The sequence below is a fragment of the Bradyrhizobium retamae genome (genome assembly GCF_001440415.1).
Taxonomy (GTDB): Bacteria; Pseudomonadota; Alphaproteobacteria; order Rhizobiales; family Xanthobacteraceae; genus Bradyrhizobium; species Bradyrhizobium retamae.
Map to the genome: position 1 here is coordinate 22,356 of NZ_LLYA01000158.1, position 22,955 is coordinate 45,310.

A 22,955-nucleotide genomic window follows, 5' to 3' on the forward strand; every position below is an offset into this window, starting at 1 on the left:
CATGAAAATCGTGCTCGCCGTGCTGGCTTGGACGGCCGTGCTGGCCGGCGGATGGGTGCTCTGGATGGCAAGCCAGCTCTATCAGGTCCGTCCTGGCGTGTTCGGCGCTGAAGGGTTGGCGATCGTGTTCGCGGTATGGATGACGCTGGAGGCGCGTAAATGTGGATGACCATCATCAGTTTCATCGGCGGCCCGGTCATCAAGGGTCTGATCGAAGGTTACAAAGCGAAGCTTGCTGCCGGTAACACCTCGGAGAAGATCGCGAGTGAGACCGCATCGACAGAGATCGCCGCGCAGGTCTCCGAAACCAACGCCATCATGCGATATCGCACGGCCGAAATCGGGCACTGGTACGAGCCCGACAAGTTGATGGGATATTTCGTCGCGGTCTATTTTGGAAAACTCTTGATCTGGGACAAGGTTCTCGGCCTTGGCACGACCGATCCGCTCGCTGGCTTTGCGGCGATTACCTCGAATCTCGTGGTATCGTTCTATTTCGCCAAGCGAGGTTTCGAGAACGTGGCGCGGATTATCAAGCGATGACCGCGATGCAGGCGGCGGATGTCAGGGCCATCGTCATCGAGACGCTGGCCGAACAGCAAAGGATTCGTCACGACGATATCGACGCAGTGGTTCTCAAAGCCGTCGCAACGACACTGACTTCGTTTGGGATCGACGAGGACGATCGAAGAGAGCTTCGCGCTGATTTTCAGCACCTGCGGCGCTGGCGAAGAAGCGTCGAGCAGGCACAGAGCTATACCTTCAAGGCGGTCGTCACGATGATCGTAACAGGATTCGTCGGTGCCGTATGGCTCGGCATCAAGGCGACGCTCGGCAAATGATAGGTTGACTTGCCGCACACATAGACGAACTCGGATGCAGGCGCGACATGTATCAAATTCGTGAGGTTGACGCGAGCGAGGACGATATTGCGGACACACTTGCAGAACTTCATCAGTTGACGTTTCTTGACACCGCGCCCGTTCCGCAATTCGATCAGGGGCACTGGTGGCTTGCGCTTTGCGGAACCATGCCTGTTGCTTTCGCCGGTGTCATTCCGTCGACGCACGTTTTCAAAGCCGGCTATTTTTGCCGCGTGGGCGTGCTGGGCAAGCATTGCGGACGTCGGCTTCAGTTGCGCCTGATGCGAGCCATGGAGGCGCGTGCACGTCTGATTGGGTGGTGTTCGATCGTATCTGACACTACGGATAATATTTCGTCAGCCAACAATTTCATTCGCGCAGGTTACCGCCTGTTCAGCCCAACCCATCCCTGGGCCTGGCCGAACACACTTTATTGGCGCAAAGACATGAAATAGCTGCTTGGCATTTCCATGCCTCAAAATGCCTCTACTCGCCCGGTGGCCCATCGGCCGCCGGGCTTTTTTGCGTTTTGAGCAACCTCTTGCGGAGGATAGCCATGTTCCGCCCCGCCTTGATCATTGGCCATCAGCCGATAGACTGGCAAAGTGCGGGCGGCGTAAAGCAACGGAGCAGGCGAGGAAACACATGGCGGAGCACGGCCGCAAGCCGGATGCTGGTTCACCCGCGGGGCCGGGCTCGGACAGCTATGCCGCCATGGTTGCACGTGCAAAGGCCTTGATTCCGGAGTTGCGCGGTCGCGCTTCAAAGACGGAGGAGCTCCGCCGCCTGCCGCCCGAGACCGAACGTGATTTGCATGACGCCGGCTTGTTCCGGGTCGTGCAGCCCAGGCGCGTCGGAGGTGCCGAGCTTGACTATGTGGCTCTGGTCGATTGCTCCGACGCATTGGCACAGGCGGATGCTTCCGTAGCATGGAACTTCGCCAACCTTGCCAGCCACCACTGGATGTTGGGCATGTTCGACAAGCATGCGCAGGACGCCGTTTGGAGCAGGAATGCCGATGCGTTGATTGCCTCGTCCTTCATCTTTCCAGCCGGGCGCGCGGGAAAGGCGGAAGGGGGATACGTCTTGCGCGGTCATTGGCCGTTCTCCTCGGGTGTGGAATCCTGCGACTGGAACATGCTTGCAGGCGTGGTGTCCTCGGACGATGAGGCCGAGGGTATCGAATACCGGATATTCCTGCTCAACCGGAGCGAATACAGGATCAACGACACCTGGAATGCGACGGGCCTGTGCGGTACCGGGTCGAACGATGTATGGGTCGAGGACCGCTTCATTGCGGAGAACATGACCATCGCAGTCAGTGATCTGACCGGCGGACCGACGCCCGGAAGCGCCGTCAATCCAAACGCGCTCTATGCGCTACCGGTATTCTCACTGTTTCCTTACGTCTTGTCGGGCGTGGGTTTAGGCAATGCGCAAGCCTGTCTCAATGATTACGTCGAGTTCGCGCGGCATCGGGCCTCGACCTACAATCGGGCCAAACTCAGCGATCTGCAGACGACCCAAATCAAGATCGCGGAGGCGTCCGCCAAGATCGATGCGGCGCGCCTCGTGATGCGTACGAACTGCATCGATGCGATGTCCGAGGCGAGGCGGGGCCATATTCCAGACCTTGCGGTCAAGACGAGGTTACGGCGGGATGGCGCCTTCGCAGTGAACCTCTGCACCGAAGCGGTCTCGCTGTTGTTCGCGGCTAGTGGCGCACGCAGCCTGTTCACGTCAGGCGCGCTGCAGCGGCAGTTTCGTGACGCTCACGCCGTGAATTCGCACCTCGCATTCAATTTTGATGCGGCAGGAACAAACTATGGACGCGTGGCGCTTGGCCTGCCGTCCGAAAATCTGACGCTCTGAGGCCCGGCGGATGTCTGATGCCCCCAAACATCCGGCCGATCCGGCCAATGAACTTGCCAGCGACAACTCGGCGATTGACCCGCGCGATTTTCGCAATGCGCTCGGCACATTCGCCACCGGCGTCACCATTGTCACGGCAATGGCCGCGGACGGGAGGCCGTACGGCGTTACTTGCAACTCCTTTGCTTCGGTATCGCTCAATCCGCCGCTGGTGTTATGGAGTCTCGGGATGTTTTCGCAGGGGCTTACGATCTTCCAGAACGCCAGCCATTTTGCGGTCAACGTTCTCGGAGCTTCCCAGCAGGCGCTGGCGTCGCAGTTCGCAAAGTCGTCGGATGACAAGTTCGCCGGCGTGAACTGGACGCCGGGGCTTGGCGACGCGCCGGTGTTGACCGATTGCGTCGCCAATTTCCAATGCCGCGCGGCCAATCGATATTACGGCGGCGACCACATCATCTTCCTCGGCGCCGTCGAGGCTTATGCCTATAATCGGCAGGAACCCCTGCTGTTTGCGCGCGGTAGTTTCGGAAGGTTCATTGCTGGAGATGACAGTAACACCTCGTGAGCCATCGCCGAAGCTCGTTGGACCTTCGACGATCATGCGGCAGACCGCAAATCTAGATATTTGCCATCTCTGCGCGATACCAGTCGCCAATCTCGCTGGCTGTCATCAGGGCCACGCCGTCGTGACCCAGGACATAGTCGAGCAACGCCTCCAGATATTTGATACGATGCGGCACGCCCGTGATGTACGGGTGAACTGAGATCGCCATGATCCGCGCGTTCGAGGCGCCTTCGAGATATAGCCGATCGAACTGGTCGGTGCAGCGTTTCAGGAATTGCTCGGAAGAAAGATGCTGTAGTGCGTGGATGACGATGTCGTTGGTTTCGACCGAGTAGGGGATCGTCGTGATGGTGCCGTGAGGCGTAGCGATGTCCTGCGGCAGATCGTCGATCACCCAATCCGCGACGTATTCGATGCCGTTGAGGCGCAGCAGATCGAGGGTTTCCTCGGTCTCGGTGAGGCCGGGGCTTTCCCATGATCGCGGCGGCCTGCCTGCAAATTTCGAAATTGTCTCGACCGATCGTTTGATGGCATCCGCCTGATTCTCGACCTTGTGCATCGGCCCCTGCACGAAACCGTGGCCCATGAATTCAAAGCCGGCGTCGAGCGCAGCGGAGGCGACACGCGGGTAGGCGTTGCAGACATTGGCATTGAGCGCCAACGTAACCGGTATTTTGCGATCCGTCAGCGCCTTGAGCTGTCGCCAGAAGCCGGCGCGCATCCCGTATTCATGCCAGGACCAGTTCGGCACGTCGGGCAATAGCGGCTGGCCCATCGGCGGGCTCAGCACGGTGCGAGGCATCGCGTTCTCGATCCGCCACTCCTCGACATTGAGGATGACCCATACCGCGAGTTTCTTGCCGCCGGGAAGGGTGAGCTTCGGCCTGTCGACTTGTGCTTGATAGGGAATGCGATCGCTCAGCGCCACGGCAAGCTCCTCCGCGGATTATTCGGCGGCTTTGGAATCGCCGGACGCGCTGGCATTGATCCTCGGCATGACCTGTTCGGCCATCAGGACCATCGACTGTCGGCCCAGTTCGCGGTCTTTCCAGTCCTTGCCGGCATACAGCAAGGTACCGAAGGGCCCGGTCTCTTCCTGAAAAGCCAGCAGTTGATCCGCCACGCTGTCCGGGGTGCCATGAATGATCAGCTTGTCGCAGATCGACTCCAGCGTCACCTCGTCGTCCGGCTGATCGCGGCGGGTCTTGAACAGCTCGATGCGACCGCTCCGCTTCAGCTTGGTAAGCAACGAGCGATAGTAGTAGACATAAGGTCCGTTTGGATCGGTGGCGTAAGCCTTTGCGGTAGCCTGCGTTCTTGGCTACGAACACGCTCTTGGCAACGCGCCAATTCGCTGGATCCGCAGGACGGCCAACGCGTTCGCATCCCTCTACGTATTTCGGCCAATGGCTCTTCACCCAGGCCGGCATCAGGAAGTTGGCCGAGATTGGTTCCCAACCGCGAGCGGCGGCTTCGGTCACGCCCTTTGAAAACGGCGCCACGGCAGTGACCACGATCGGCGGGTGCGGCCGCTGCAGTGGGCGCGGAATGAAGCCCTGGCCGATCTCTTCGATCAGAGTCTTCTGCACCGATATATTCCAGAATTGACCTTGCAGATTATAGGGCGGCTCGCTGGCCCAGATCTGAAGCACCTGATTGATAGCCTCCAGGAACATGGCATTCCTGTCCGCCTTCGAGATTGCCAAATACTTCCGCATCCGACAGCAGGCCGCCCGGGCTGATGCCGAAGATCAATCGCCCCTCGAGCATGTGATCGAGCATCGCTATCGAGGCTGCAATCGCTGCTGGATGGGCGTTCGGCATGTTGACGGTGCCGGTGCCAAGTTTGATCTTGCTGGTTGCCGCAGCGAGCCATGCAATGAATGCGATGCAAGACGTGATGTTCTCGGCTCTGTCCGTGGTGTGCTCGCCGACATAGCCCTCGGTGAACCCGAGCTCATCGGCCAGCAGGAAAGCCTCGCGATCTTCCTTGAGCGAAAGCCGCCAATCCTTGTCGACAGGATGGATCGGCATCGTAAAGAACCCAAGCTTCATGGTTCGCTCTCCCCAAAGGCAACCTATTGTTTGCACAAAACGTGCGTCGTTCGTCCCTCGAAAACAAGCTCAAAGTCGAAATAGTCATCTAACAAACTTGACCTTTGGCGGTCTCAGCCGTCTAATCCCGCGAAAATGTCGATAGTTGGCCGGGGAGGTCACGCCAAAAATGAAAGCCTCGGCTTTCGCTTATGCCCGCGCAACCAGCGTCGCCAATGCGCTGGAAATGCTGACCACGTATGGCGAAAGGGCCAAGGTGTTGTCGGGCGGCCAGAGCTTGCTGCCGGCGATGAATCTGCGCCTGGTCGCGCCGGAACTCATTGTCGATATTGGCGAGCTGACCGAGTTGCGCGGGGTAGCGGTGAAGGGAGAGGTCCTCACCATCGGCGCGCTGACACGTCACGCTGATCTGTTGAAGTCGCGGGAAGTAGCAGCCCATGCTCCCCTGCTGAAGGATGCGGTCGCCCATATCGCCCATCCCGCGATCCGCAATCGCGGCACGATTGGGGGGAGCCTTGCGCACGCTGATCCAGCTTCGGAGCTGCCGGCCTGCATGCTCACGCTTGGCGCTACCATCATTGCCCGCGGACCGGGCGGCGAGCGGCGGATTGCGGCAAACGAGTTCTTCGTTGGGATCTACGAAACCGCGCTTACTCCGCAGGAACTGCTGGTTGCCGTCGAGCTGCCGGTGACTCCAAAGAACTCGACGCATTTCTTTCATGAGTTCGCCCGTCGGCATGGCGATTACGCCATTGTTGGCCTCGCAGCGCAGGCTTCCATCAGGGATGGGCGCTTCGCCGATCTTCGACTTGGCTTCTTTGCCGTCGGCGATCGCCCGTTGCTGGCCGAGTCTGCCAGCAAGCTGGTCGATGTCGCCATCACACCTGCGGTGTTGATTGAGGCAGCTTCTGCATTGGACGATGAACTCGATCCGCTGGAGGATCAACAAGCGACACCCGCCATGCGTCGGCATCTGGCGAAGGTTCTGTTGGCGCGCTGCGTGTCGTTACTGCTTGCCCGGCCTGATCTTGGTGCCGGAGCGCCAGCGTGACGGCTACGGTTGCGATTGCGTTGAGTGTCAATGGCGAGCTCGTCGAAGCGAATGTACTGCCGCGCCTGAATCTGGCAGATTTTCTTCGCGAGCATCTCAAGCTGACCGGCACGCATGTCGGATGCGAACATGGCGTGTGCGGGGCATGCACGGTCCGCGTCAACGGCGACATCGTCCGCTCCTGCCTGATGCTCGCGGTTCAGACGCAGAATGCAGCGATCGAGACGATCGAGGGACTGTCCGATAGCGGCGAAATTGCCGATTTGCAGTCAGCATTCCGGGAGCGTAACGCACTGCAGTGCGGTTTCTGCACGCCGGGAATGCTGATGGCGGCGCAGGATCTGCTGAAGCAATCACCGTGTCCGGATCGAGAACGGATACGCGAACATCTTTCCGGAAATTATTGTCGCTGTACGGGCTACCAGGCCATCGTCGACGCCATCGAGAGCACAGCGTGGGCGCGCAGGGGACGCCGGCCATGACATCGGAGCGGGAAAATCCGCAAACACTTTCTGCGCTGGACCGCCCGAACTCGTATATCGGCAAGACAGTGCCGCGGCCGAACCTCGATAGGCTGATGCAAGGACGCGGGCTCTATGTCAGCGACATCGAGCTGCCACGTATGGCGCATGCCGTGTTCCTACGGTCGCCGCATGCGCACGCGAGGATCGTTGGCATCGAGACCTCAGCGGCCAAGCAGATGCCCGGAGTCATCGCCGTCGTTTCAGGCAGGGAGCTATCGACCGTCGTCACGCCGTGGGTCGGCGTGCTTTCGCATCTGAAGGGACTCAAATCCGCCCCGCAAAGTGCGATCGCTGTCGACCGAGTGTGCTGGCAGGGTGAAGCGGTCGCTGCCGTGGTAGCGGCCAGCCGCGCACAGGCCGAGGACGCCGCAGAACATGTCTTGGTTAAATATGAGGAGCTGCACGCCGTAACGGATATGCGTACCGCGCTCGATCCGGCAACGCCTGTGATCCACGCCTCCCTCGGGGACAATCTGGCGTTCGAGCGCATTCACGACGCGGGCGCCGTCGATCTGGCCTTTGCCGAGTCCGACGAGGTGGTCGAAGCAGAATTCGTTTTCGGACGGCACACCGGCGTGACGCTGGAGCCGCGCGCGGTAGTGGCAGACTGGAACGCTGCGGAAGCTAGGCTGACCATCTATCAAGGCACGCAGGCGCCGCATATGGTGCAGAATATCGCGGCGCTCCATCTTTGCTTGAAGGAATCACAGGTCCGCGTCGTCTGCAAGGACGTCGGCGGCTCCTTCGGTATCAAGGTCCATATCTATGCCGACGAGATGGCGACCTACGCACTATCCAAACTCCTGCGGCGTCCGGTCAAGTTCGTCGCCGACCGGGTCGAGAGCTTCAACACCGATATTCATGCCCGCGACCATCGCTGCAAGGGAAAGATCGGCGTCAAGCGCGATGGTACCATCATGGCATTCGAGATCGACGATCTTACGGGCATCGGGCCTTATTCGATGTACCCGCGCACCAGCGCGATCGAGGCCAATCAGGTCGTCAATCTGGTCGGCGGGCCCTATGTGACCGGAAATTACCGGGCCCGTGCCCGCGTCGTATTCCAGAACAAGAACGTGATGTGCCAGTACCGTGCCGTTGGCCATCCGATCGCCTGCTCGGTGACGGAGGGCCTGGTCGATCTGGCCGCGATGAAGATTGCCATGGATCCGGTTGAAATCCGTCGCCGCAATCTGATTGCCGACGATGCCTACCCCTGCGCCTCGCCATCAGGTCTGCGCTTCGAGCGGTTGTCGCACCATGCGGCGCTCGCCAAGCTCGTCCAAATGATGGACTACGATGCGTTGCGCGCTGAGCAGGCTGCCTTGCGAGTGAAGAACATCCATCGTGGCATCGGCATCGCCAGCTTCATCGAGGTTACCAACCCGAGCGCGGCATTTTATGGCGTGGGCGGTGCGAAGATATCCTCGCAGGACGGTGTCGCGGTGCGGCTCGATGCGCAGGGGTCAGTGATCTGCCAAACAAGTATCACCGAGCAGGGACAGGGATCGGAATCGCTTACCGCGCAGATCGTTGGAAGCGTGCTTGGCGTCTCGATGGATCGCGTCCGCGTGATGCTGGGCGATACGGATAACACGCCGTATGGCGGGGGAACTTGGGCCTCGCGTGGTGCCGGCATTGGCGGCGAGGCCGCACTGCAGGCCACCAAGGTTCTGCGGAAAAACGTACTCGACGTCGCATCCGCCATCCTCCAGTCTGTGCCGGGCGAGCTCGACATCGTCAACAACGCGGTAGTGAATGTCGTCGATGGCGCGCCGCGGATCGATCTGAGCGAGCTCGCGCGAATTGTCTATTTCCGCCCCGACACGCTGCCGCCGGGTGTTCAGCCCGAATTGATGGCGACCAGACACTTTGTCCCGCGCGAATATCCTTTCGCCTTCACCAATGGCGTTCAGGCCTCATGGCTGGAGCTTGATCTCGATACGGGCTTTGTGAAGCTGCTGAAGCACTGGGTGGTCGAGGATTGCGGCACGATCATCAACCCGCAACTGGTTGATGAGCAGATCAGAGGCGGCGTGGTGCAGGGGCTTGGCGCCGCGCTATTCGAGAAATGCGTGTATGACGAACGTGGCCAACTCACCAATGCAAATATGGCCGACTATCTGGTTCCGATGTCCGGTGAAATGCCGGACATCGACGTCGGACATGTGGTTTCACCGACCCTCGAATCGGAACTGGGCGCGAAGGGCGCAGGGGAAGCCGGCACGGCAGGTGCGGCGGCCGCCGTGACCAATGCGGTCAACGACGCGCTCAGGCCCTTTGGGACAATCATTACGGAAATCCCGCTCACGCCTCAGGTCATTCTGACCGCCTTACGACGCATCTAATGCGACCGCGATAAGTTTGATCAGGAGGGGCAGGGCGGACGTTGATGGCGCGCCGGGCGGTGCTGCGGCCTTCCCCGCAAAGTGCTGTGTCGCAAAACCTTCATACGCGGCCTATACGTCACACCGATTGGTGACGAGATCGTCGATTGCTGTCCTAACCCGGAGTGCCCCATGAAGACCGCCCGTTTTGTTGTTGCCTTGCTGGCGCTGTTGCTAGTCGCGCCTTGGCAATCCGCCAAAGCGGCCGACGTCATCTGCTACAATTGCCCGCCGGAATGGGCGGACTGGGCTTCCATGCTCAAGGCCCTCAAAGCCGACCTCAACTTCGATATCCCGCATGACAACAAGAATTCCGGCCAAGCGCTTGCTCAGATACTTGCCGAGAAAAACAACCCGGTGGGTGATATCGGCTATTTTGGTGTCACCTTTGGTATGAAGGCCAAGACGCAGGATGCGCTTGAGCCTTACAAGCCGGCGAAATGGGACCAGGTCCCCGCCGGCCTGAAGGATGCCGACGGTTACTGGACCACGATTCATTCCGGCACGCTTGGCCTGTTCGTGAACAAGGACGCGCTTGGCGGCAAGCCGGTGCCGGCCTGCTGGAAGGATCTCCTGAAGCCCGACTATAAAGGGATGGTCGGTTATCTCGATCCGTCATCGGCCGCCGTCGGGTATGTCGGCGCGGTCGCGATCAATCTGGCGCTCGGCGGCTCTGAGGCGAACTTCGATCCCGCGATTAACTTCTTCAAGGACCTGCGGAAGAACGACCCGATTGTCCCGAAGCAGACTTCCTACGCCCGCGTCGTCTCCGGAGAGATGCCGATCCTGTTCGATTATGATTTCAACGCCTATCGCGCGAAATACTCAGAGAAGGGCAGCTTTGAATTCGTAATCCCCTGCGAGGGATCGGTGGTGTTTCCTTACGTCGCCGGCCTCGTCAAGAACGCGCCCAACAAGGACAAGGCCAAGAAGGTGCTGAACTACCTTTTGTCGGACAAGGGACAGGCGATCTGGACCAACGCCTACCTTCGGCCGGCGCGGCCGATCGATCTACCCGAGGCGGTGAAAAAGAAATTCCTGCCTGACAGCGAATATGCGCGTGCGAAGAACGTCGACTGGGGCCAGATGGAAAACGTGCAAAAAGGCTTTGTTGATCGCTATCTCGCCGAGGTTCGCTGAGGCAATATGGCGCCTCTCGCCGGGGCACCGTTTTCTGATGTCGCATAGGTCTTTTGTCTGGTTATGCCTGCTGCCGCTTGCGGTAGTGACGGCGGCATTTTTCCTGTTGCCGATGGCGCGGCTTGTTGTAACGGGAGCAGCGGGACCGCAGGGGCTCGCGGGGTATCTCGCGATCCTGACCGAGCCGCGTTACCGTGCGACACTCCTCAATACGGTCTTGCTAGCCACCGCGACCACCATTGTGACCCTGATCGTGGCGACGGTCACCGGGATGTTCCTGCAGCGGCATCGTTTCCCCGGCCGCGCCATTCTGATTGCGATGCTGACCTTTCCTCTGGCGTTTCCTGGCGTGGTGGTCGGCTTCATGATCATTCTTCTCGCCGGTCGACAAGGCTTGATCGGCGATTTCTCGAACCGCGTGCTTGGCGAGAAGCTTGTCTTTGCCTATTCGATCTACGGGTTGTTTCTTGGATATCTGTATTTCTCCATCCCGCGCGTTATCCTCACCATCATGGCCGCGGTGCAGAAGCTTGACACAGGCCTGGAAGAAGCCGCGCGCTCGCTTGGCGCGAGCCCTTGGGCAGTGCAGCGTGATGTCGTCCTGCCGGCCCTGGCGCCGGCCTTCGTCGCCTCCGGCGCAATTGCGTTTGCGACCGCGATGGGAGCGTTCGGAACGGCGTTTACGCTGGCGACGAACATCGATGTGCTGCCGATGCTGATCTATACCGAATTCACGCTGGCTGCGAATTTCTCGATCTCGGCCGCGCTATCGGTCGGGCTCGGCATCATTACCTGGCTTATTCTTGCGCTCGCCCGCTCCTTCAGCGGAAGTGCCGTTGCGGCGGCTGGATGAGACCATGCGTGATCGCCTGATCTTCATCGGCCAGTTCATCTTCACCCTGCTGGTAGCCGGATTCCTCGTGGTGCCCGCGATTCTGTCGATCTCCGCCGGCGTCACCGTGAACTACTTCCGCGGCATCCAATCCGGCGTAACCTTGCAATGGGTTGTGCAGGTATGGGAGCTTTATGCGGGCACCATCCTGCTTTCATTCGTGGTTGCATTTGCAACTCTTGCAGTGACGCTCGTCGCCGGCGTTCCAGGCGCCTATGCCTTGCATGTGCGGGGAGGGCGCCTGTCGCGGATCGTCGAGGAGATCATCACCCTGCCGTTGGCGATCCCTGGCCTGGCCATCGCACTGGCACTGCTCTTGACCTATGGAGGTTTCGGCGACTTTCGCCGCTCCTGGCTGTTCATTCTCGCAGGCCATGTCATCTTCACGATGCCCTTCATGGTGCGATCCGTGATGGCTGTGTTCGCGACCGTCGACATCAAAACGCTGGATGAGGGTGCGGCATCGCTCGGCGCATCGCCGTGGCGGCGCTTTCGCGACGTGATCGTCCCCAATGCTCTGCCCGGTATATTAGCGGGCAGCCTGATGGTGGTGACACTGTCACTCGGTGAATTCAACCTGACCTGGATGCTGCACACGCCATTGACCAAGACATTGCCGATCGGGCTCGCCGACAGCTATGCCTCGATGCGGCTGGAGGTGGCCTCGGCCTATACGCTGATCTTCTTCGTGATGATCATTCCGCTGCTGGTCGCCATGCAATTGTTTGCCGAGAAGGAACAGAAGAGATGAGTGCGCAGGCCGGACACGGCGCCTCGGTGCGCATCGAGGCCTGCGGCAAGACCTTCGCCGACGGAACGCGCGCGCTTGAGCCTGCAACGCTCGAGATCGCCCGTGGTGAAACGCTGGTGCTGCTCGGTCCCTCCGGTTGCGGCAAGACCACCATGCTGCGCATTATCGCTGGCCTCGAACTGCCCGATGCTGGCGGCAGAGTACTGTTCGACGGCAAAGACATGACGGCGGTGCCGATCGAGCGGCGCAACGTCGGCATGGTATTTCAGTCCTATGCGCTTTTCCCCAATATGAGCGTATCCGATAACATCGGTTATGGATTGAAGATCCGCGGCGTATCGAAAAAGGAGCGGGCGGCTCGCATTGCCGAACTGGTGGCGCTGACCAATATCTCCGGGCTGGAGAACCGCCGGATCGACCAGCTTTCAGGCGGCCAGCGGCAGCGGGTGGCGCTGGCGCGCGCGGTAGCGATCCGGCCGGGCCTCCTGTTGCTCGACGAACCGCTGACGGCGCTCGATGCCGCCCTGCGTGACCGGCTGCGCGGCGAGCTGAACCGCCTGCTGCGCGCGCTCGGCATCACCACGATCTACGTGACGCATGATCAGTCCGAGGCCATGGAGCTCGGCGACCGTGTCGTGGTCATGCAGAAGGGGAAGATTGTCCAGATCGGCACGCCGCGCGAGATCTACTTCACGCCGAACAGTCGCTTTGTCGCCGAATTCATCGGCGCGGCGAATATCGTCGAGGCGGCCATCGAGAATGGTCACTTGGTATTGCCGGGCGGATGTCAGCCGATTGACGGCGATGCAAATATACCGGCCGCAGTGGCGATGATTCGCCCCGAGACCATACGCGTGATGGCAGCCGAAAGCGCGCCGCTTTCAGGTATAATCGACAGCGTCAGCTTCATTGGTGACAGGCAACGGCTGGTGGTCAGCGGCGTGTCCAACAGGTCGCTCACCGTCGATGCGCCGAATACGGTCCGGGCCAAGTCCGGCGAACGGATCGGATTATCGATTTCGCCGGGCGCCGTCCGTCTGTTGCCGCCCGGAAGCTGAGAAAGTCGATATCGCCAATGTCGGTCCATATTGCCCAGATTTCTGATCTGCACATCAAGCCGCCGGGAGCACTTGCCTATGGCAAGGTGGATACTGCAAAGGCGCTCGAACGTTGCGTTGCCGCCCTGAACGAATTCAGGCCTGCGCCCGATTTTGTAGTGGTCTCCGGCGATCTGGCGGACACGCCGACGGCCGAGGAGTATCAATATCTCAATCGGCTGCTGGCGCCGCTCAAGCTTCCGTTCGCCGGCATTCCCGGCAATCACGACTCGCGCGAATTGATGCGTGCCGCGTTCCCTTCCGCGTCCTATGCCTTCGTATCAGGGCCGCTCAATCAGAGGATCGAGGTTGCCGGGCTCGATCTGCTGTTGCTGGATTCAAGCGTACATCGGAAGCCGCATGGCGAACTCGATGGGTCTACGTTGCACTGGCTTGATGGGACGCTGGCTTCGTCGCTCGACCGGCCGGCGCTGCTGTTTATGCACCATCCGCCGTTCAAGGCTGGCATTTGGCACATGGACCGTCAGAATCTCCTCAATGCAAGCGAACTCGCGCCTATCGTGCGTCGTCATCCCCGCGTGCAATTGATCGCAACTGGACATGTGCACCGCGCGGCACTGACCACGTTTGCGGGCGTGCCGACCACGATCTGTCCCGCCCCCAACCATGCCGTCGATCTCGATCTGGCCGAACTGCGCGAGCCTACGTTCAAGGTGGAGCCGCCGGCCTTCCATCTCCATAGCTGGTTTCCGGGTGAGGGGTTCGGCACGGTCGTTACCCATCAAGTCCCGATAGGCACGTTCGACGGCCCACACCCGTTTTTTGGGCCAGATGGGAAGCTGCTGTAGCTGTGCGGCATTCCCCGGCCGGATCGATTGCATAAGCCGAACATAGGGCGCAATCTTTCCCAAAATGGCGGCCGAAATCCTAAGATTTCTGCCGCTCATATTGTATTGGGCCGGCGGATGGATGCTGCAGCAGCACGCGCCTCGGCTAGACTTCCTGTACTATCTTGTAGCAAGTTCCACGGTTATTGGAGCGGTAACGCTGGGCACCATTTTCGCCTTCCGGCCGCCAAATCGACGCGTTTTGACGCTTTCCGGTTGAAAAGCCGGCCCACGTTGATTACGGAAGGGCTGCAATCCCGTGTTCCCTGGAGTTCGACTGTCGTGCCTCAACGAAGGACGGGTGAAGCTCACGAATTTTCGAACGGCAAACTGTCGGTGCTGCGCAAGCACCCGTTTTTTGCCGACCTCGAGCCCACGGCGTTCGAGCAACTCTGCCGCTATGCCAAACATTCCACGTTGAAGCGGGGAGCCACGCTGTTCTCGAAGGGGGACCCCGGCAACAGCCTGTACGCGGTGATTTCGGGTACGGTGAAGATGAGTATTTCCTCGCCCGATGGCCGCAGCGCGATCCTGAACATCATCGAGCCTGGAGAAATTTTCGGCGAAATCGCACTGCTCGACGGCGGGGCTCGCTCGGCCGACGCCATCGCAAACTCCAATTGCGAGCTATTCGTCATCGATAGGCGGGAGTTCATCCCCTTCGTGAAGGAGCAGCCGGGGCTGGCGATGAAGTTCATCGAATTGCTCTGCGGCCGGTTGCGGTGGACCAGCGATCAGGTCGAGCAGATTATCTTGCAGAATTTGCCCGCGCGGCTGGCGAGCGCGTTGCTGCGCCTGTCCGAAAAACACAAACCTGCACAGCAGGGTCGAACGATCGCGATCACCCAGCAGGAGATCAGCGAGATGGTTGGCATGACCCGGGAGAGCATCAACAAGCAGTTGCGCGCCTGGGCAACCCGCGATTGGGTGCGCCTTGAGCACGGCGCCATCGTTGTCCTGAATGCAGAGGCGCTCCGTGATCTGGCCGAAGCGGGATCCGGAAGCGAAGGCGAATAGGCCTCTCGGTTTCCTTCACAGGTCGAACACCGCAACCGCGCGGATCGGCGACGCCGTCCCGCCGCGCCACTTCATCGGCAGGCCGATAAACGTGAACTGGCCGCGCCCCAACAGCGCTTCGAGATTGCACAGGCTCTCGATGTGGGTGATGTCGAGGTCGAGGCAGGCCTTGTGGACGAGGGCATTGATCTTGCCTTCCGGCCCCGGCCGCATCGAATCGATGCCGAAATGCACGACGCCCTGCTGCGCCAGCCATTCGGTGGCGGCCACGTTCACGCCGGAATTGTCAGTCGAATATTCCTTGCGGGGGAATGTCCGTTCGTGGTGACCGGTGCAGAGCAGGACGGTGCCACCCCTCGGCACCGGCAAGCCGGCCTTCGCCACCGCCGCTTCGAGATCGGCAGGCGTAATTTCGGCGCGCGGTGCAATGTGGCGCAGGTCGACGCAGATACCCGGCACGATACACTTTTCCAGCGGATACTCATCGATTGACACGCCGCTCTTGCCGAAATGTCGGGGCGCGTCGATGTGGGTGCCGGCGTGGTCCACCATGGAGATGAACATCGAAGCTAGCCCGTGCACTTTGCCCGATTCGACGAAGGATTCTTCGTGGGTTTTCCAGACGCCATGAATGACGGGAGGATGGCCGGGATAGCTCGGCGTGCGGTGATAGAGCTCTCGGCTGAGGTCGACGATCTTCACGCGGAGTCTCCGTGACGCGAACTGCGCCTGTTCTAGAACCCGAATGCCCTCGGCAGCGCCAGCGACAGCCAGGGAATATAGGTTACGATCATCAGTACCGTAAACATCACGTAGTAGAACGGCCAGATGCCGCGCATCACCTCGTCGACCGAAACCTTGCCGATGGCGCACCCGACGAACAGCGTCGTCCCTACCGGCGGGGTCAGCAGACCGATGCCGAGATTGAGCAGCATGACGATTCCGAAATGCACGGGATCGATGCCGAAGCTTTTCACGACTGGCAGCAGAATCGGGGTGCAGATCAGCAGCAGAGGCGCGAGATCGAGTGCCGTCCCCAGAACCAGCAGCATGATGTTCAACCACATCAGCAGCACGTATTTGTTGCTCGATATGGCGACGAAGAATTCGGTCATCTTGGCCGGCATCTGCATCAGCGCGGCGACATAGCCGAAGCATGAGGCGGTTGCGACCAGCGTCAGCACCATGGCGACGGTTTGCAGCGTCTTGTAGACCAATAGCGGCAGCTCGGACCATTTGTAGTCGCGGTAGATGAACATCGTGACGAAGAACGCCCAGACGCAGGCAACCGCGCCTGCCTCTATCGGTGTGAAGACGCCGGTGAGGATGCCGCCCAGCACGATGGCCAACGTTATGATCCCCCACATGGCGTCGCCGAGCATCTTGGCGGCTTGGCGGATCGGTACGGGCTCACCCTTCGGGTGTTTGTCGCGATAAGCGTAAAACAGACAGAGCACCATCAGTGAGAAGCCGAGCAGTAGGCCAGGGAGCACGCCGGCCAGGAACAGGCTGGTGATCGACACCACGCCGCCGGTCGCCAGCGAATAAATCACCGAATTGTGGCTCGGCGGGACGATAATGGCTTGCAGCGAGGCGCTGATGGTCACGTTGGTTGCGAAGACTCGCGGATAACCTTTGTCGGCCATCTGGGGAATCATCACCGAGCCGATCGCGGAGGTGTCGGCGACCGACGATCCGGAGATGCCGCTCATGATCGTGGTCGCAAGGATATTGACCTGCGAGAGGCCGCCCCGAATTCGGGTGAATCCGACGAGCACGGCTGCAAAGTCGACCAACCGCTTGGCCATGCCGCCCTCGGCCATGATGGCGCCCGCCAGCACGAAGAAGGGGATGGTCAGCATCGAGACCTTTCCGACGCCGCTGGCAAATTGCTGCATGACTGCGCCGATCGGCAAATCGATCCAGAGCGCACCGACGAGCGAAGATAGTGCCAGCGCGTAGGCGATCGGCATGCCGATCGCGAAGAACAAGCACATGCTGAGAAGCAGAACCGCGATATCCATGGCAATTACTCGGCTGGTACGTGGGCGTCAGCGCCGTCGCGCGGCGGCGGGCCAATTGTCAGGCGTTCGATGACGAACAGGAGCATCATGGCGCCGCTGACCACGATCGGAAGATAGGTGATCCCGACCGAGAGCCATGGAAACTCATCCACCGAATTATCCCAGGTGGTCCGGACCAGCCGCAGTCCCCAAATGACCATGAAGATTGCAATCACGCCCATCAATATTTCGCTGAGGAAAAGTGAGGCGCGGCGCAGCAGTGGCGGAAGCAGGTTGGTACCAACCGTCATGTTCATGTGGATGCGCTGGCGGTAGCAGTTCGCCGAGCCGATGAAGGTGATGCCGACGGTGAGCAGCACGGCCATCGGCTCGGGCCATGACGAGGCGCTGTTGAGGATATATCGGGTGTAGACGGCCCAGGGGATGACAGCCGAGACCAGCACGAGCGCCACGCACGCGATCACGGCGCCGGTCCAGTAAACCGTATCGTTCACACGTCGGAAAATTCCGGCCGCAGAATTGGACATTTTGACCTCGGAGAGTAGCGGCGCTTCAAATCGCCTCTGTAGCTCGGAGGAGTGGCCGGAACGGACGTCGCCCGGCCACCCGCCGCTCGCGAGCCGTACCTATTGGACCGCTTCGATACGCTTGACCATCGCGGCGTACTTCGCGCCGTACTTGTCCCAGACCGGCTTGACCGCATCCTGGAACGGTTTCTTGTCGATATCGGTGATGATCTCGGTGCCGGCCGCTTTCATTTTTTCGATGGCGGCATTCTCCGCTTCATACCAGAGCACGCGCTGCTCTTGCTGCGCTTCCTTCGCAAGTTTCTTGATCAGCGCCTGATCTTCGGGCGAAAGCTTCTGCCAGGAGATGCGCGAGAACACCAGTAGCTCCGGAATGATCAGGTGCTCGGTCATCGTGAAGTACTTGGCCACCTGATAATGGTTCTGCGCTATGAACGATGGCGGATTGTTCTCCGCGCCGTCTACCACGCCTGTCTGCATCGAGCTGAAAACCTGATCGAAGCCCAGCGCGACGCCGTTGCCGCCCAGCGCATTCATGGTGTCGACGAACAGCGGATTGCCCATCATGCGGACCTTGAGGCCCTTGAGGTCGGCCATGTTCCGGATCGGCCGCTTGTTGTTATAGACGTTGCGCGAGCCGGCATTCATCCAGCACAGCGCGATCAGGCCGGTCTTTTCGTTCGCGGAAATCTTCGCCAGCAGTTCGTCGCCGATCTCGCCGTCGATCACTTTCTCCATGTGCTTGGAGTTACGGAAGACGAACGGCATGTTAAAGACGTTGACGTCGTCCACGACAGGGCCGACGGCGCCGACCGAAATACGGGCGAACTGCAGCGCGCCGAGTTGGGCCTGCTCGATCATTTCCTTTTCGCCACCGAGCTGCATCGACGGGAACATCTGGATTGTCAGTCGGCCATTGGTGGCTGCTTCCAGCTTCTTCCCCATCCGGACCACGGCTTCGACAGTCGGATAGCCCAGCGGGTGAACGTCCGATGCTTTCAGCACCATTTTCGTTTGCGCAAATGCCGATGAAAGCGGCGTCGCGGTCGCCATGGTAGCCCCGAGACCTGCGCTCAACTTGATGAAGTCGCGTCGTTTCATGTTGTTCCTCCTGATGTTTGTTTATCGTTTTATGGACTTTTCGGACTCTAAGGTCGCTCGTCGAAGTACTCCGGATTGATATGTTGAGTAGCCGAGATGTTCTCGAGAAGGCTTTCGAGGTGAATTTCCATTGCCCGCCTTGCGCCCTCCGCGTCATGCGCCTCGATCGCGGTCAGGATGGCCTCGTGTTCGACGATGACCGTTGCGATCCTCCCGCGCTGGGGCAGGGTTAGCCGACGATAGCGATCGACGTGAACCTTCACCTGCTGGATATACTTCCAGATTCCGGGATAGCCGGCGACATCGGCGACTGTAGCATGAAACGTTTCATCGGCCCGATGAAACGTCTCGCTGTCTCCGGCCGCGCTGGCCTCGCGCTGGCGCTCCAGGATCGACCGCAGCGCCAGTTTCTGGCTCGACGTCGCACGTTCCGCCGCGAGCCTGGCGGTCGTCTCCTCCAGCGCCTTGCGGATGATGATGGCCTCGGGGAGTGCTGCGACCGGAATGCGCGAAACGAAGATGCCGGACTGGGGATAGATCTCCAGCAGGCCTTCATCCGATAATTTGAGGATCGCTTCGCGAACGGGCGTGCGGCTCACCCCGTAGGAGAGCGCGATCTGCGCCTCCGAGACCGCTTCGCCGGGCCGCCGCTGCAGCGACACCAGTTCGCCTCGAAGATCGGAATAGATCCTGGATGCTGCCGTCGCCGCGCGCGGTCTGCCGCTGCGGCGCGTGCCGGCAGCAATTCGGCGAACCTTTCGATCAGTCTTTTTCGACGCACGGGCGGGCATGGCTACTTTCTCGATTGATATATTAGTATATGAATTGGCTTCGACAACCAAAAATGGTGCCGCGCATCTATTTCGCGTTGGGTGTGATCCTCTGAGGCTTATCTGGAGGTCAGAGCAGTGGCGGCCTAGTTGGGCCCGCTGATGAAGCCCGCGCGCTTCCGCAGTTCACGTTGTCCGTTGCCGATCAACAAGTCGATCAGGTGCTGGGACTGTTGCGGGTGGGTGGCGGCTGTGGTGATGCCTGCCGTGTACATCGTTGCAAGTTCGCAACCTGCCGGCAGCGAACCGGACAAGGTTACGCCTTCGGTGCTGATGATCTCGGTCGATTGCGTGCATCCGATCGGGCGCCGTGCCTTGGACGCCGCCAGTTCGCGCATCGCCGTCGCCCCATTCGGGAAAATCCTGAGTCGGGCGGCGAGCTGATCGGCGATGTCGAGCTGCCGAAGGACATTTGCAACATGAATTCCGGCCGTCGAGGCTTTGGTATCCGGTACGAAGATCGCATCGGAGGCGAGGAAAACCTCGCGCAAGCCTGCGGCATCCTTGGCTACGGCCGGGGAATCGCCGGCGCGAACGGCGAGCGCGGTTTCGACCAGACCGACATCGGCTATCAACGTGACAACAACCAGCTTTTCATGCGCCAGTTTGGCGAGGAGTGCTGCGGTCAGGATGACGATGTCAGCCGGTGTGCCCTTGCGCAATTTGTCGGCCATGACGCCGACCGCGCCGAACTCGCCCGCGATATCGAATCCGGTGTTAGCCTTGAAGGTTGGCGCCAGGCTTCCGACCAGGCCCTGTGCCGCGCCGCCGCTCAGGAGGCTCAGGCTGCTCATGAGCTTAAGTCCATCGCGGCGATAATCCTGTCACGCGTGATGGGCAAATCGCGCACCCGCACGCCGAGTGCGTCGAAGACGGCGTTGGCAATGGCCGCTGTAACCGGGCCGTGGGCGGCCTCGCCGGCACCGACCGGATCCATGTCAGGCCGCTGAATGACCTCTACCTCGACATCGGGTACTTCGCTGAAGCGCAGGATCGGATATTCCGTCCAGCTCGTGCTGGTGATGCGTTCTCCGTCAAAGCGCACGCGCTCTTTCAACACCCAGCTCGTGGCTTGAATGGCGCCGCCTTCGATCTGGTTGATGACGCCATCCGGATTGATCGCTTCGCCGACATCGATTGCCAGCGTCAGCTTCCTGACGCTGATCCACTCGGCGCCCTCGATCTCGGCGATCGCAGCGCAATAGGCGCCGGTGTTTTTGTAGCGGCCAAAGCCTATGCCGTGCCCAATGCCGGGCTGCTTCTCGGGCTTCCACCCCGCGCGCGCGGCCGCGGCGCGGATGACGTCCTTGGCCCGCTCATCCCGCAAGTGGCGCAGCCGGAATGCGACCGGGTCTTCGCCGCACTCGGCTGCGATTTCATCGAGGATGGATTCAATCGCAAACACATTGCCCTGTCCACCGAGCGTCCGGAGCGCGGAGGTGCGTATCGGCATGGTTGTCAGGCGGTGGCTTTCGATGTGCCAGGATGGAAAATCGTAGAGCGGGACCGAATTGCGATCGCCACCCCCGCCGTTGACCTGCGGCGGATTGGTCGAGACCATGCGTGGAAACGGGTTCTCCAGTTCGAACGCCGCCAGCAAGGCGGGCTGAGCCGCGCGCCCCGGCCGCGCCGCATGCCCGTTGCTCCAGATGGAATGTCGCCAGTCGATAATTTCACCCTGCGCATCAAGATCGGCCTCGATCTCGATCGCCATCGCTGCGCCAAACGGCGCATCCGACATTTCGCCCTGGCGCGACCATTGGACCCGGACCGGCCGGCCGCCGGCGGATTTGGCGAGCAGTACGGCATCGAGCGCGACGTCGTCGGCGGCGTTGTGGCCGTAGCAGCCCGCGCCTTCCAGATGCTCAACGGTGATATTCTCGACCGGGAGGTTGAGAACCAGCGCCAGATCGGCACTCAGGAGATAGACGCCCTGGCTGTGCGTCCAGACATGAACGCGATCGCCGTCCCACTGCGCGATCGCACAGGACGGTGCGATCGATGCGTGCGCAATATAGGGGCGGGTATATTGCCGCCGGATGGTCCGGGCCACCGTGCCGGGTGATGCTGCAGTTTTCTTGCCGATGACGGTGGACTCGGACGGTTGCGCCTTGAGGAAGCTTGCGAGATCGTTTTCGTCTGGCAGCAGCTCGCCATCGGACCAGGTTGCGCCCTTGCGCAACGCATTGAGGGCTGCCTCCGCGCCATGCTCGGTCTCGCTGACGACGCCTGCAAAGCTGCCGTCGCGCACAATGGCAACGAGACCGGCCACCGCACGGGCGCCATCCTCGTTCAACTCCCTGAGTTTTGCTCGCGCATGCTGCGGACGCAGCACGCGTCCGTGCAGCATTCCGGCCAACGCACGGTCGTGGATGAACCGCGGCCGGCCAAGAACCTTGTCCGGAATGTCGATCCGTTGGACCGAATGCCCGGCCAGCGTCCGGCTCGTTGCGATCTTGGGCGTTACGCCGGGTGTGGCGTCGCGATCGAGCGAGACCTCGTCGGCAAGTTCCCAATAACTGGTCCTCACATTGCCGGGGCCCGAAATGATACCATCCTCGATATGGAGGGCGTCGATGCCGACGCCGAACCGTTCGGCTGCCTGCCGAAGAAAGATTTGGCGAACCTCGGCGCAGGCATGCCGCAGCGCACGGCCCGATTGCTGGATGGAAAGGCTCCCCGATGTGACGCCCTCGTTGGGGCTGACGGCGGTCGACGCCCGGATCATCTGCACGCGAGATAGATCGATATCGAGTTCGTCGGCGGCGATCTGCGCCAGCGCTGTCACGATGCCTTGTCCGATCTCAACCTTGCCCGGCGAGACCGTCACCTTTCCGCTGCTCGGCAACTTCAGCCACGACGATAATTTCGGGTTCGCCGCAAGGCTTGCCGGCAAGGTGGGCGCGGAGGGAGCGGGCGCTGGCTGGTTCATCCTGCCGCCATTTCTTCGGCCGCGCGCAGCACCGCCCGTACCATGCGATTATGCGAGCCGCAGCGGCAGAGATTTCGGTCGAGTGCTTCCTTTACCTCCCGGCTGGTCGGCGACGGATTCCGCTTTAGCAGCGCCGCCGCGCTTATCAGGATGCCGGAAACGCAATAGCCGCATTGCAGCGCCTGCTCAGCGATGAAGGCACGCTGCAGCGGATGTGGCCGCTCGCTCGTTCCCAGCCCTTCGATCGTCGTGACATCCTTGTCCGCCACCGACCAGAGCGGCGTATCGCAGGCCGATATCGCGCGATCGCCGACGATGACGTTGCAGGCGCCGCATTCGCCGGCGCCGCAGCCGAAATGCGGTCCGGTCATACCGAGATGCCCGCGCAGGATATCCAGCAGTGAGCGGTCGGGATCGGCGTCAATTTCCAGCTCGACACCGTTGAGGCGAAAACGAACGCTTGGCATCGAAGGGCAGGC

26 protein-coding genes are annotated in these 22,955 nt (G+C 60.7%); 15 read left to right on the forward strand and 11 right to left on the reverse strand.

What is annotated here, in order from left to right; genetic code table 11:
- Position 1 precedes the first annotated feature (1 nt).
- The 6 genes from CQ13_RS43165 (at position 2) to CQ13_RS19870 (ending at position 3,300) form a co-directional block, all read left to right on the forward strand.
- Positions 2-169, forward strand: a complete 168-nt coding sequence (locus CQ13_RS43165; RefSeq protein WP_156433769.1) for a hypothetical protein — start codon at positions 2-4, stop codon at positions 167-169.
- Positions 160-543 (forward strand): hypothetical protein, encoded by a 384-nt coding sequence (locus CQ13_RS43170; protein ID WP_156433770.1) that lies wholly within the window; start codon positions 160-162, stop codon positions 541-543. Before CQ13_RS43165 ends, CQ13_RS43170 begins: the two co-directional genes overlap by 10 nt.
- Positions 540-842, forward strand: a complete 303-nt coding sequence (locus CQ13_RS19855) for a hypothetical protein (RefSeq protein ID WP_430649699.1) — start codon at positions 540-542, stop codon at positions 840-842. Before CQ13_RS43170 ends, CQ13_RS19855 begins: the two co-directional genes overlap by 4 nt.
- A 47-nt stretch (positions 843-889) precedes the next feature.
- Positions 890-1,318 carry a GNAT family N-acetyltransferase gene (locus CQ13_RS19860; protein WP_057844533.1) on the forward strand — a complete coding sequence of 143 codons (429 nt, stop codon included), beginning with the start codon at positions 890-892 and terminating at the stop codon, positions 1,316-1,318.
- 190 nt (positions 1,319-1,508) lie between these two features.
- The gene (locus CQ13_RS19865; RefSeq protein ID WP_057844534.1) at positions 1,509-2,735 is read left to right on the forward strand and encodes an acyl-CoA dehydrogenase family protein; all 1,227 of its coding nucleotides are present in this window, start codon (positions 1,509-1,511) and stop codon (positions 2,733-2,735) included.
- A 10-nt stretch (positions 2,736-2,745) separates the two neighbouring features.
- Positions 2,746-3,300, forward strand: a complete 555-nt coding sequence (locus CQ13_RS19870; RefSeq protein WP_057844535.1) for a flavin reductase family protein — start codon at positions 2,746-2,748, stop codon at positions 3,298-3,300.
- A 52-nt stretch (positions 3,301-3,352) separates the two neighbouring features.
- Here CQ13_RS19870 and CQ13_RS19875 read toward each other — a convergent pair whose 3' ends face one another.
- The 3 genes from CQ13_RS19875 to CQ13_RS45750 all read right to left on the reverse strand — a co-directional run bounded on the left by CQ13_RS19875 (position 3,353) and on the right by CQ13_RS45750 (position 5,355).
- Positions 3,353-4,228 (reverse strand): polysaccharide deacetylase family protein, encoded by an 876-nt coding sequence (locus CQ13_RS19875; RefSeq protein WP_057844536.1) that lies wholly within the window; start codon positions 4,226-4,228, stop codon positions 3,353-3,355.
- Positions 4,229-4,246: 18 nt separating this feature from the next.
- Positions 4,247-4,549: a hypothetical protein gene (locus CQ13_RS45745; RefSeq protein ID WP_245309237.1), complete on the reverse strand. Its 303-nt coding sequence runs from the start codon at positions 4,547-4,549 to the stop codon at positions 4,247-4,249.
- Positions 4,550-4,917: 368 nt separating this feature from the next.
- Positions 4,918-5,355 carry an LLM class flavin-dependent oxidoreductase gene (locus CQ13_RS45750; protein WP_245309238.1) on the reverse strand — a complete coding sequence of 146 codons (438 nt, stop codon included), beginning with the start codon at positions 5,353-5,355 and terminating at the stop codon, positions 4,918-4,920.
- Positions 5,356-5,524: 169 nt separating this feature from the next.
- Here CQ13_RS45750 and CQ13_RS19885 point away from each other — a divergent pair, with 169 nt between their 5' ends.
- From CQ13_RS19885 to CQ13_RS19930, 9 genes are all read left to right on the forward strand, one after another.
- Positions 5,525-6,406, forward strand: coding sequence for an FAD binding domain-containing protein (locus tag CQ13_RS19885; protein ID WP_057844537.1), 882 nt, complete (start codon positions 5,525-5,527; stop codon positions 6,404-6,406).
- Complete coding sequence (locus CQ13_RS19890) at positions 6,403-6,888, forward strand: (2Fe-2S)-binding protein (protein ID WP_057844538.1); 486 nt, start codon at positions 6,403-6,405, stop codon at positions 6,886-6,888. Before CQ13_RS19885 ends, CQ13_RS19890 begins: the two co-directional genes overlap by 4 nt.
- The gene (locus CQ13_RS19895) at positions 6,885-9,278 is read left to right on the forward strand and encodes a xanthine dehydrogenase family protein molybdopterin-binding subunit (RefSeq protein WP_057844589.1); all 2,394 of its coding nucleotides are present in this window, start codon (positions 6,885-6,887) and stop codon (positions 9,276-9,278) included. The genes CQ13_RS19890 and CQ13_RS19895 overlap by 4 nt, the downstream gene beginning before the upstream one ends.
- 171 nt (positions 9,279-9,449) lie before the next feature.
- Positions 9,450-10,457: an ABC transporter substrate-binding protein gene (locus CQ13_RS19900; protein ID WP_057844539.1), complete on the forward strand. Its 1,008-nt coding sequence runs from the start codon at positions 9,450-9,452 to the stop codon at positions 10,455-10,457.
- Between the two features lie 37 nt (positions 10,458-10,494).
- Positions 10,495-11,310: an ABC transporter permease gene (locus CQ13_RS19905; protein WP_057844540.1), complete on the forward strand. Its 816-nt coding sequence runs from the start codon at positions 10,495-10,497 to the stop codon at positions 11,308-11,310.
- Between the two features lie 4 nt (positions 11,311-11,314).
- Positions 11,315-12,100, forward strand: a complete 786-nt coding sequence (locus tag CQ13_RS19910; protein WP_057844590.1) for an ABC transporter permease — start codon at positions 11,315-11,317, stop codon at positions 12,098-12,100.
- Positions 12,097-13,158, forward strand: a complete 1,062-nt coding sequence (locus CQ13_RS19915; RefSeq protein WP_057844541.1) for an ABC transporter ATP-binding protein — start codon at positions 12,097-12,099, stop codon at positions 13,156-13,158. Before CQ13_RS19910 ends, CQ13_RS19915 begins: the two co-directional genes overlap by 4 nt.
- 17 nt (positions 13,159-13,175) lie before the next feature.
- On the forward strand, positions 13,176-14,006 hold the full coding sequence (locus CQ13_RS19920) for a phosphodiesterase (protein WP_430649700.1): 831 nt from the start codon (positions 13,176-13,178) through the stop codon (positions 14,004-14,006).
- A 321-nt stretch (positions 14,007-14,327) separates the two neighbouring features.
- Positions 14,328-15,062 (forward strand): Crp/Fnr family transcriptional regulator, encoded by a 735-nt coding sequence (locus CQ13_RS19930; RefSeq protein ID WP_057844544.1) that lies wholly within the window; start codon positions 14,328-14,330, stop codon positions 15,060-15,062.
- Positions 15,063-15,077: 15 nt separating this feature from the next.
- Here CQ13_RS19930 and CQ13_RS19935 read toward each other — a convergent pair whose 3' ends face one another.
- From CQ13_RS19935 to CQ13_RS19970, 8 genes are all read right to left on the reverse strand, one after another.
- A complete protein-coding gene (locus tag CQ13_RS19935; protein ID WP_057844545.1) occupies positions 15,078-15,764 on the reverse strand; it encodes a cyclase family protein in 687 nt (228 codons plus the stop codon).
- 32 nt (positions 15,765-15,796) lie between these two features.
- The gene (locus tag CQ13_RS19940; RefSeq protein ID WP_057844546.1) at positions 15,797-17,086 is read right to left on the reverse strand and encodes a TRAP transporter large permease; all 1,290 of its coding nucleotides are present in this window, start codon (positions 17,084-17,086) and stop codon (positions 15,797-15,799) included.
- A gap of 5 nt (positions 17,087-17,091) precedes the next feature.
- Positions 17,092-17,613, reverse strand: coding sequence for a TRAP transporter small permease (locus CQ13_RS19945; RefSeq protein WP_057844547.1), 522 nt, complete (start codon positions 17,611-17,613; stop codon positions 17,092-17,094).
- 99 nt (positions 17,614-17,712) lie between these two features.
- On the reverse strand, positions 17,713-18,714 hold the full coding sequence (dctP, locus tag CQ13_RS19950; RefSeq protein WP_057844548.1) for a TRAP transporter substrate-binding protein DctP: 1,002 nt from the start codon (positions 18,712-18,714) through the stop codon (positions 17,713-17,715).
- 47 nt (positions 18,715-18,761) lie between these two features.
- Entirely contained in the window at positions 18,762-19,505 is a 744-nt protein-coding gene (locus tag CQ13_RS19955; protein ID WP_057844549.1) for a GntR family transcriptional regulator, read from the reverse strand.
- 125 nt (positions 19,506-19,630) lie between these two features.
- Positions 19,631-20,338, reverse strand: coding sequence for a molybdate ABC transporter substrate-binding protein (locus CQ13_RS19960; protein WP_057844550.1), 708 nt, complete (start codon positions 20,336-20,338; stop codon positions 19,631-19,633).
- Positions 20,335-22,476, reverse strand: a complete 2,142-nt coding sequence (locus tag CQ13_RS19965) for a xanthine dehydrogenase family protein molybdopterin-binding subunit (protein ID WP_057844551.1) — start codon at positions 22,474-22,476, stop codon at positions 20,335-20,337. The genes CQ13_RS19960 and CQ13_RS19965 overlap by 4 nt, the downstream gene beginning before the upstream one ends.
- Positions 22,473-22,943: a (2Fe-2S)-binding protein gene (locus CQ13_RS19970; protein WP_057844591.1), complete on the reverse strand. Its 471-nt coding sequence runs from the start codon at positions 22,941-22,943 to the stop codon at positions 22,473-22,475. The genes CQ13_RS19965 and CQ13_RS19970 overlap by 4 nt, the downstream gene beginning before the upstream one ends.
- Positions 22,944-22,955: the final 12 nt, after the last annotated feature.

Bases quoted from the DNA above. Each gene is read 5' to 3' on its own strand.
- CQ13_RS43165 (WP_156433769.1), top strand. From the start codon at position 2: ATGAAAATCGTGCTCGCCGTGCTGGCTTGGACGGCCGTGCTGGCCGGC.
- CQ13_RS43170 (WP_156433770.1), top strand. From the start codon at position 160: ATGTGGATGACCATCATCAGTTTCATCGGCGGCCCGGTCATCAAGGGT.
- CQ13_RS19855 (WP_430649699.1), top strand. From the start codon at position 540: ATGACCGCGATGCAGGCGGCGGATGTCAGGGCCATCGTCATCGAGACG.
- CQ13_RS19860 (WP_057844533.1), top strand. From the start codon at position 890: ATGTATCAAATTCGTGAGGTTGACGCGAGCGAGGACGATATTGCGGAC.
- CQ13_RS19865 (WP_057844534.1), top strand. From the start codon at position 1,509: ATGGCGGAGCACGGCCGCAAGCCGGATGCTGGTTCACCCGCGGGGCCG.
- CQ13_RS19870 (WP_057844535.1), top strand. From the start codon at position 2,746: ATGTCTGATGCCCCCAAACATCCGGCCGATCCGGCCAATGAACTTGCC.
- CQ13_RS45750 (WP_245309238.1), bottom strand. From the start codon at position 5,355: ATGAAGCTTGGGTTCTTTACGATGCCGATCCATCCTGTCGACAAGGAT.
- CQ13_RS19885 (WP_057844537.1), top strand. From the start codon at position 5,525: ATGAAAGCCTCGGCTTTCGCTTATGCCCGCGCAACCAGCGTCGCCAAT.
- CQ13_RS19895 (WP_057844589.1), top strand. From the start codon at position 6,885: ATGACATCGGAGCGGGAAAATCCGCAAACACTTTCTGCGCTGGACCGC.
- CQ13_RS19900 (WP_057844539.1), top strand. From the start codon at position 9,450: ATGAAGACCGCCCGTTTTGTTGTTGCCTTGCTGGCGCTGTTGCTAGTC.
- CQ13_RS19905 (WP_057844540.1), top strand. From the start codon at position 10,495: ATGTCGCATAGGTCTTTTGTCTGGTTATGCCTGCTGCCGCTTGCGGTA.
- CQ13_RS19910 (WP_057844590.1), top strand. From the start codon at position 11,315: ATGCGTGATCGCCTGATCTTCATCGGCCAGTTCATCTTCACCCTGCTG.
- CQ13_RS19915 (WP_057844541.1), top strand. From the start codon at position 12,097: ATGAGTGCGCAGGCCGGACACGGCGCCTCGGTGCGCATCGAGGCCTGC.
- CQ13_RS19920 (WP_430649700.1), top strand. From the start codon at position 13,176: ATGTCGGTCCATATTGCCCAGATTTCTGATCTGCACATCAAGCCGCCG.
- CQ13_RS19940 (WP_057844546.1), bottom strand. From the start codon at position 17,086: ATGGATATCGCGGTTCTGCTTCTCAGCATGTGCTTGTTCTTCGCGATC.
- CQ13_RS19945 (WP_057844547.1), bottom strand. From the start codon at position 17,613: ATGTCCAATTCTGCGGCCGGAATTTTCCGACGTGTGAACGATACGGTT.
- dctP (WP_057844548.1), bottom strand. From the start codon at position 18,714: ATGAAACGACGCGACTTCATCAAGTTGAGCGCAGGTCTCGGGGCTACC.
- CQ13_RS19955 (WP_057844549.1), bottom strand. From the start codon at position 19,505: ATGCCCGCCCGTGCGTCGAAAAAGACTGATCGAAAGGTTCGCCGAATT.
- CQ13_RS19960 (WP_057844550.1), bottom strand. From the start codon at position 20,338: ATGAGCAGCCTGAGCCTCCTGAGCGGCGGCGCGGCACAGGGCCTGGTC.
- CQ13_RS19965 (WP_057844551.1), bottom strand. From the start codon at position 22,476: ATGAACCAGCCAGCGCCCGCTCCCTCCGCGCCCACCTTGCCGGCAAGC.
- CQ13_RS19970 (WP_057844591.1), bottom strand. From the start codon at position 22,943: ATGCCAAGCGTTCGTTTTCGCCTCAACGGTGTCGAGCTGGAAATTGAC.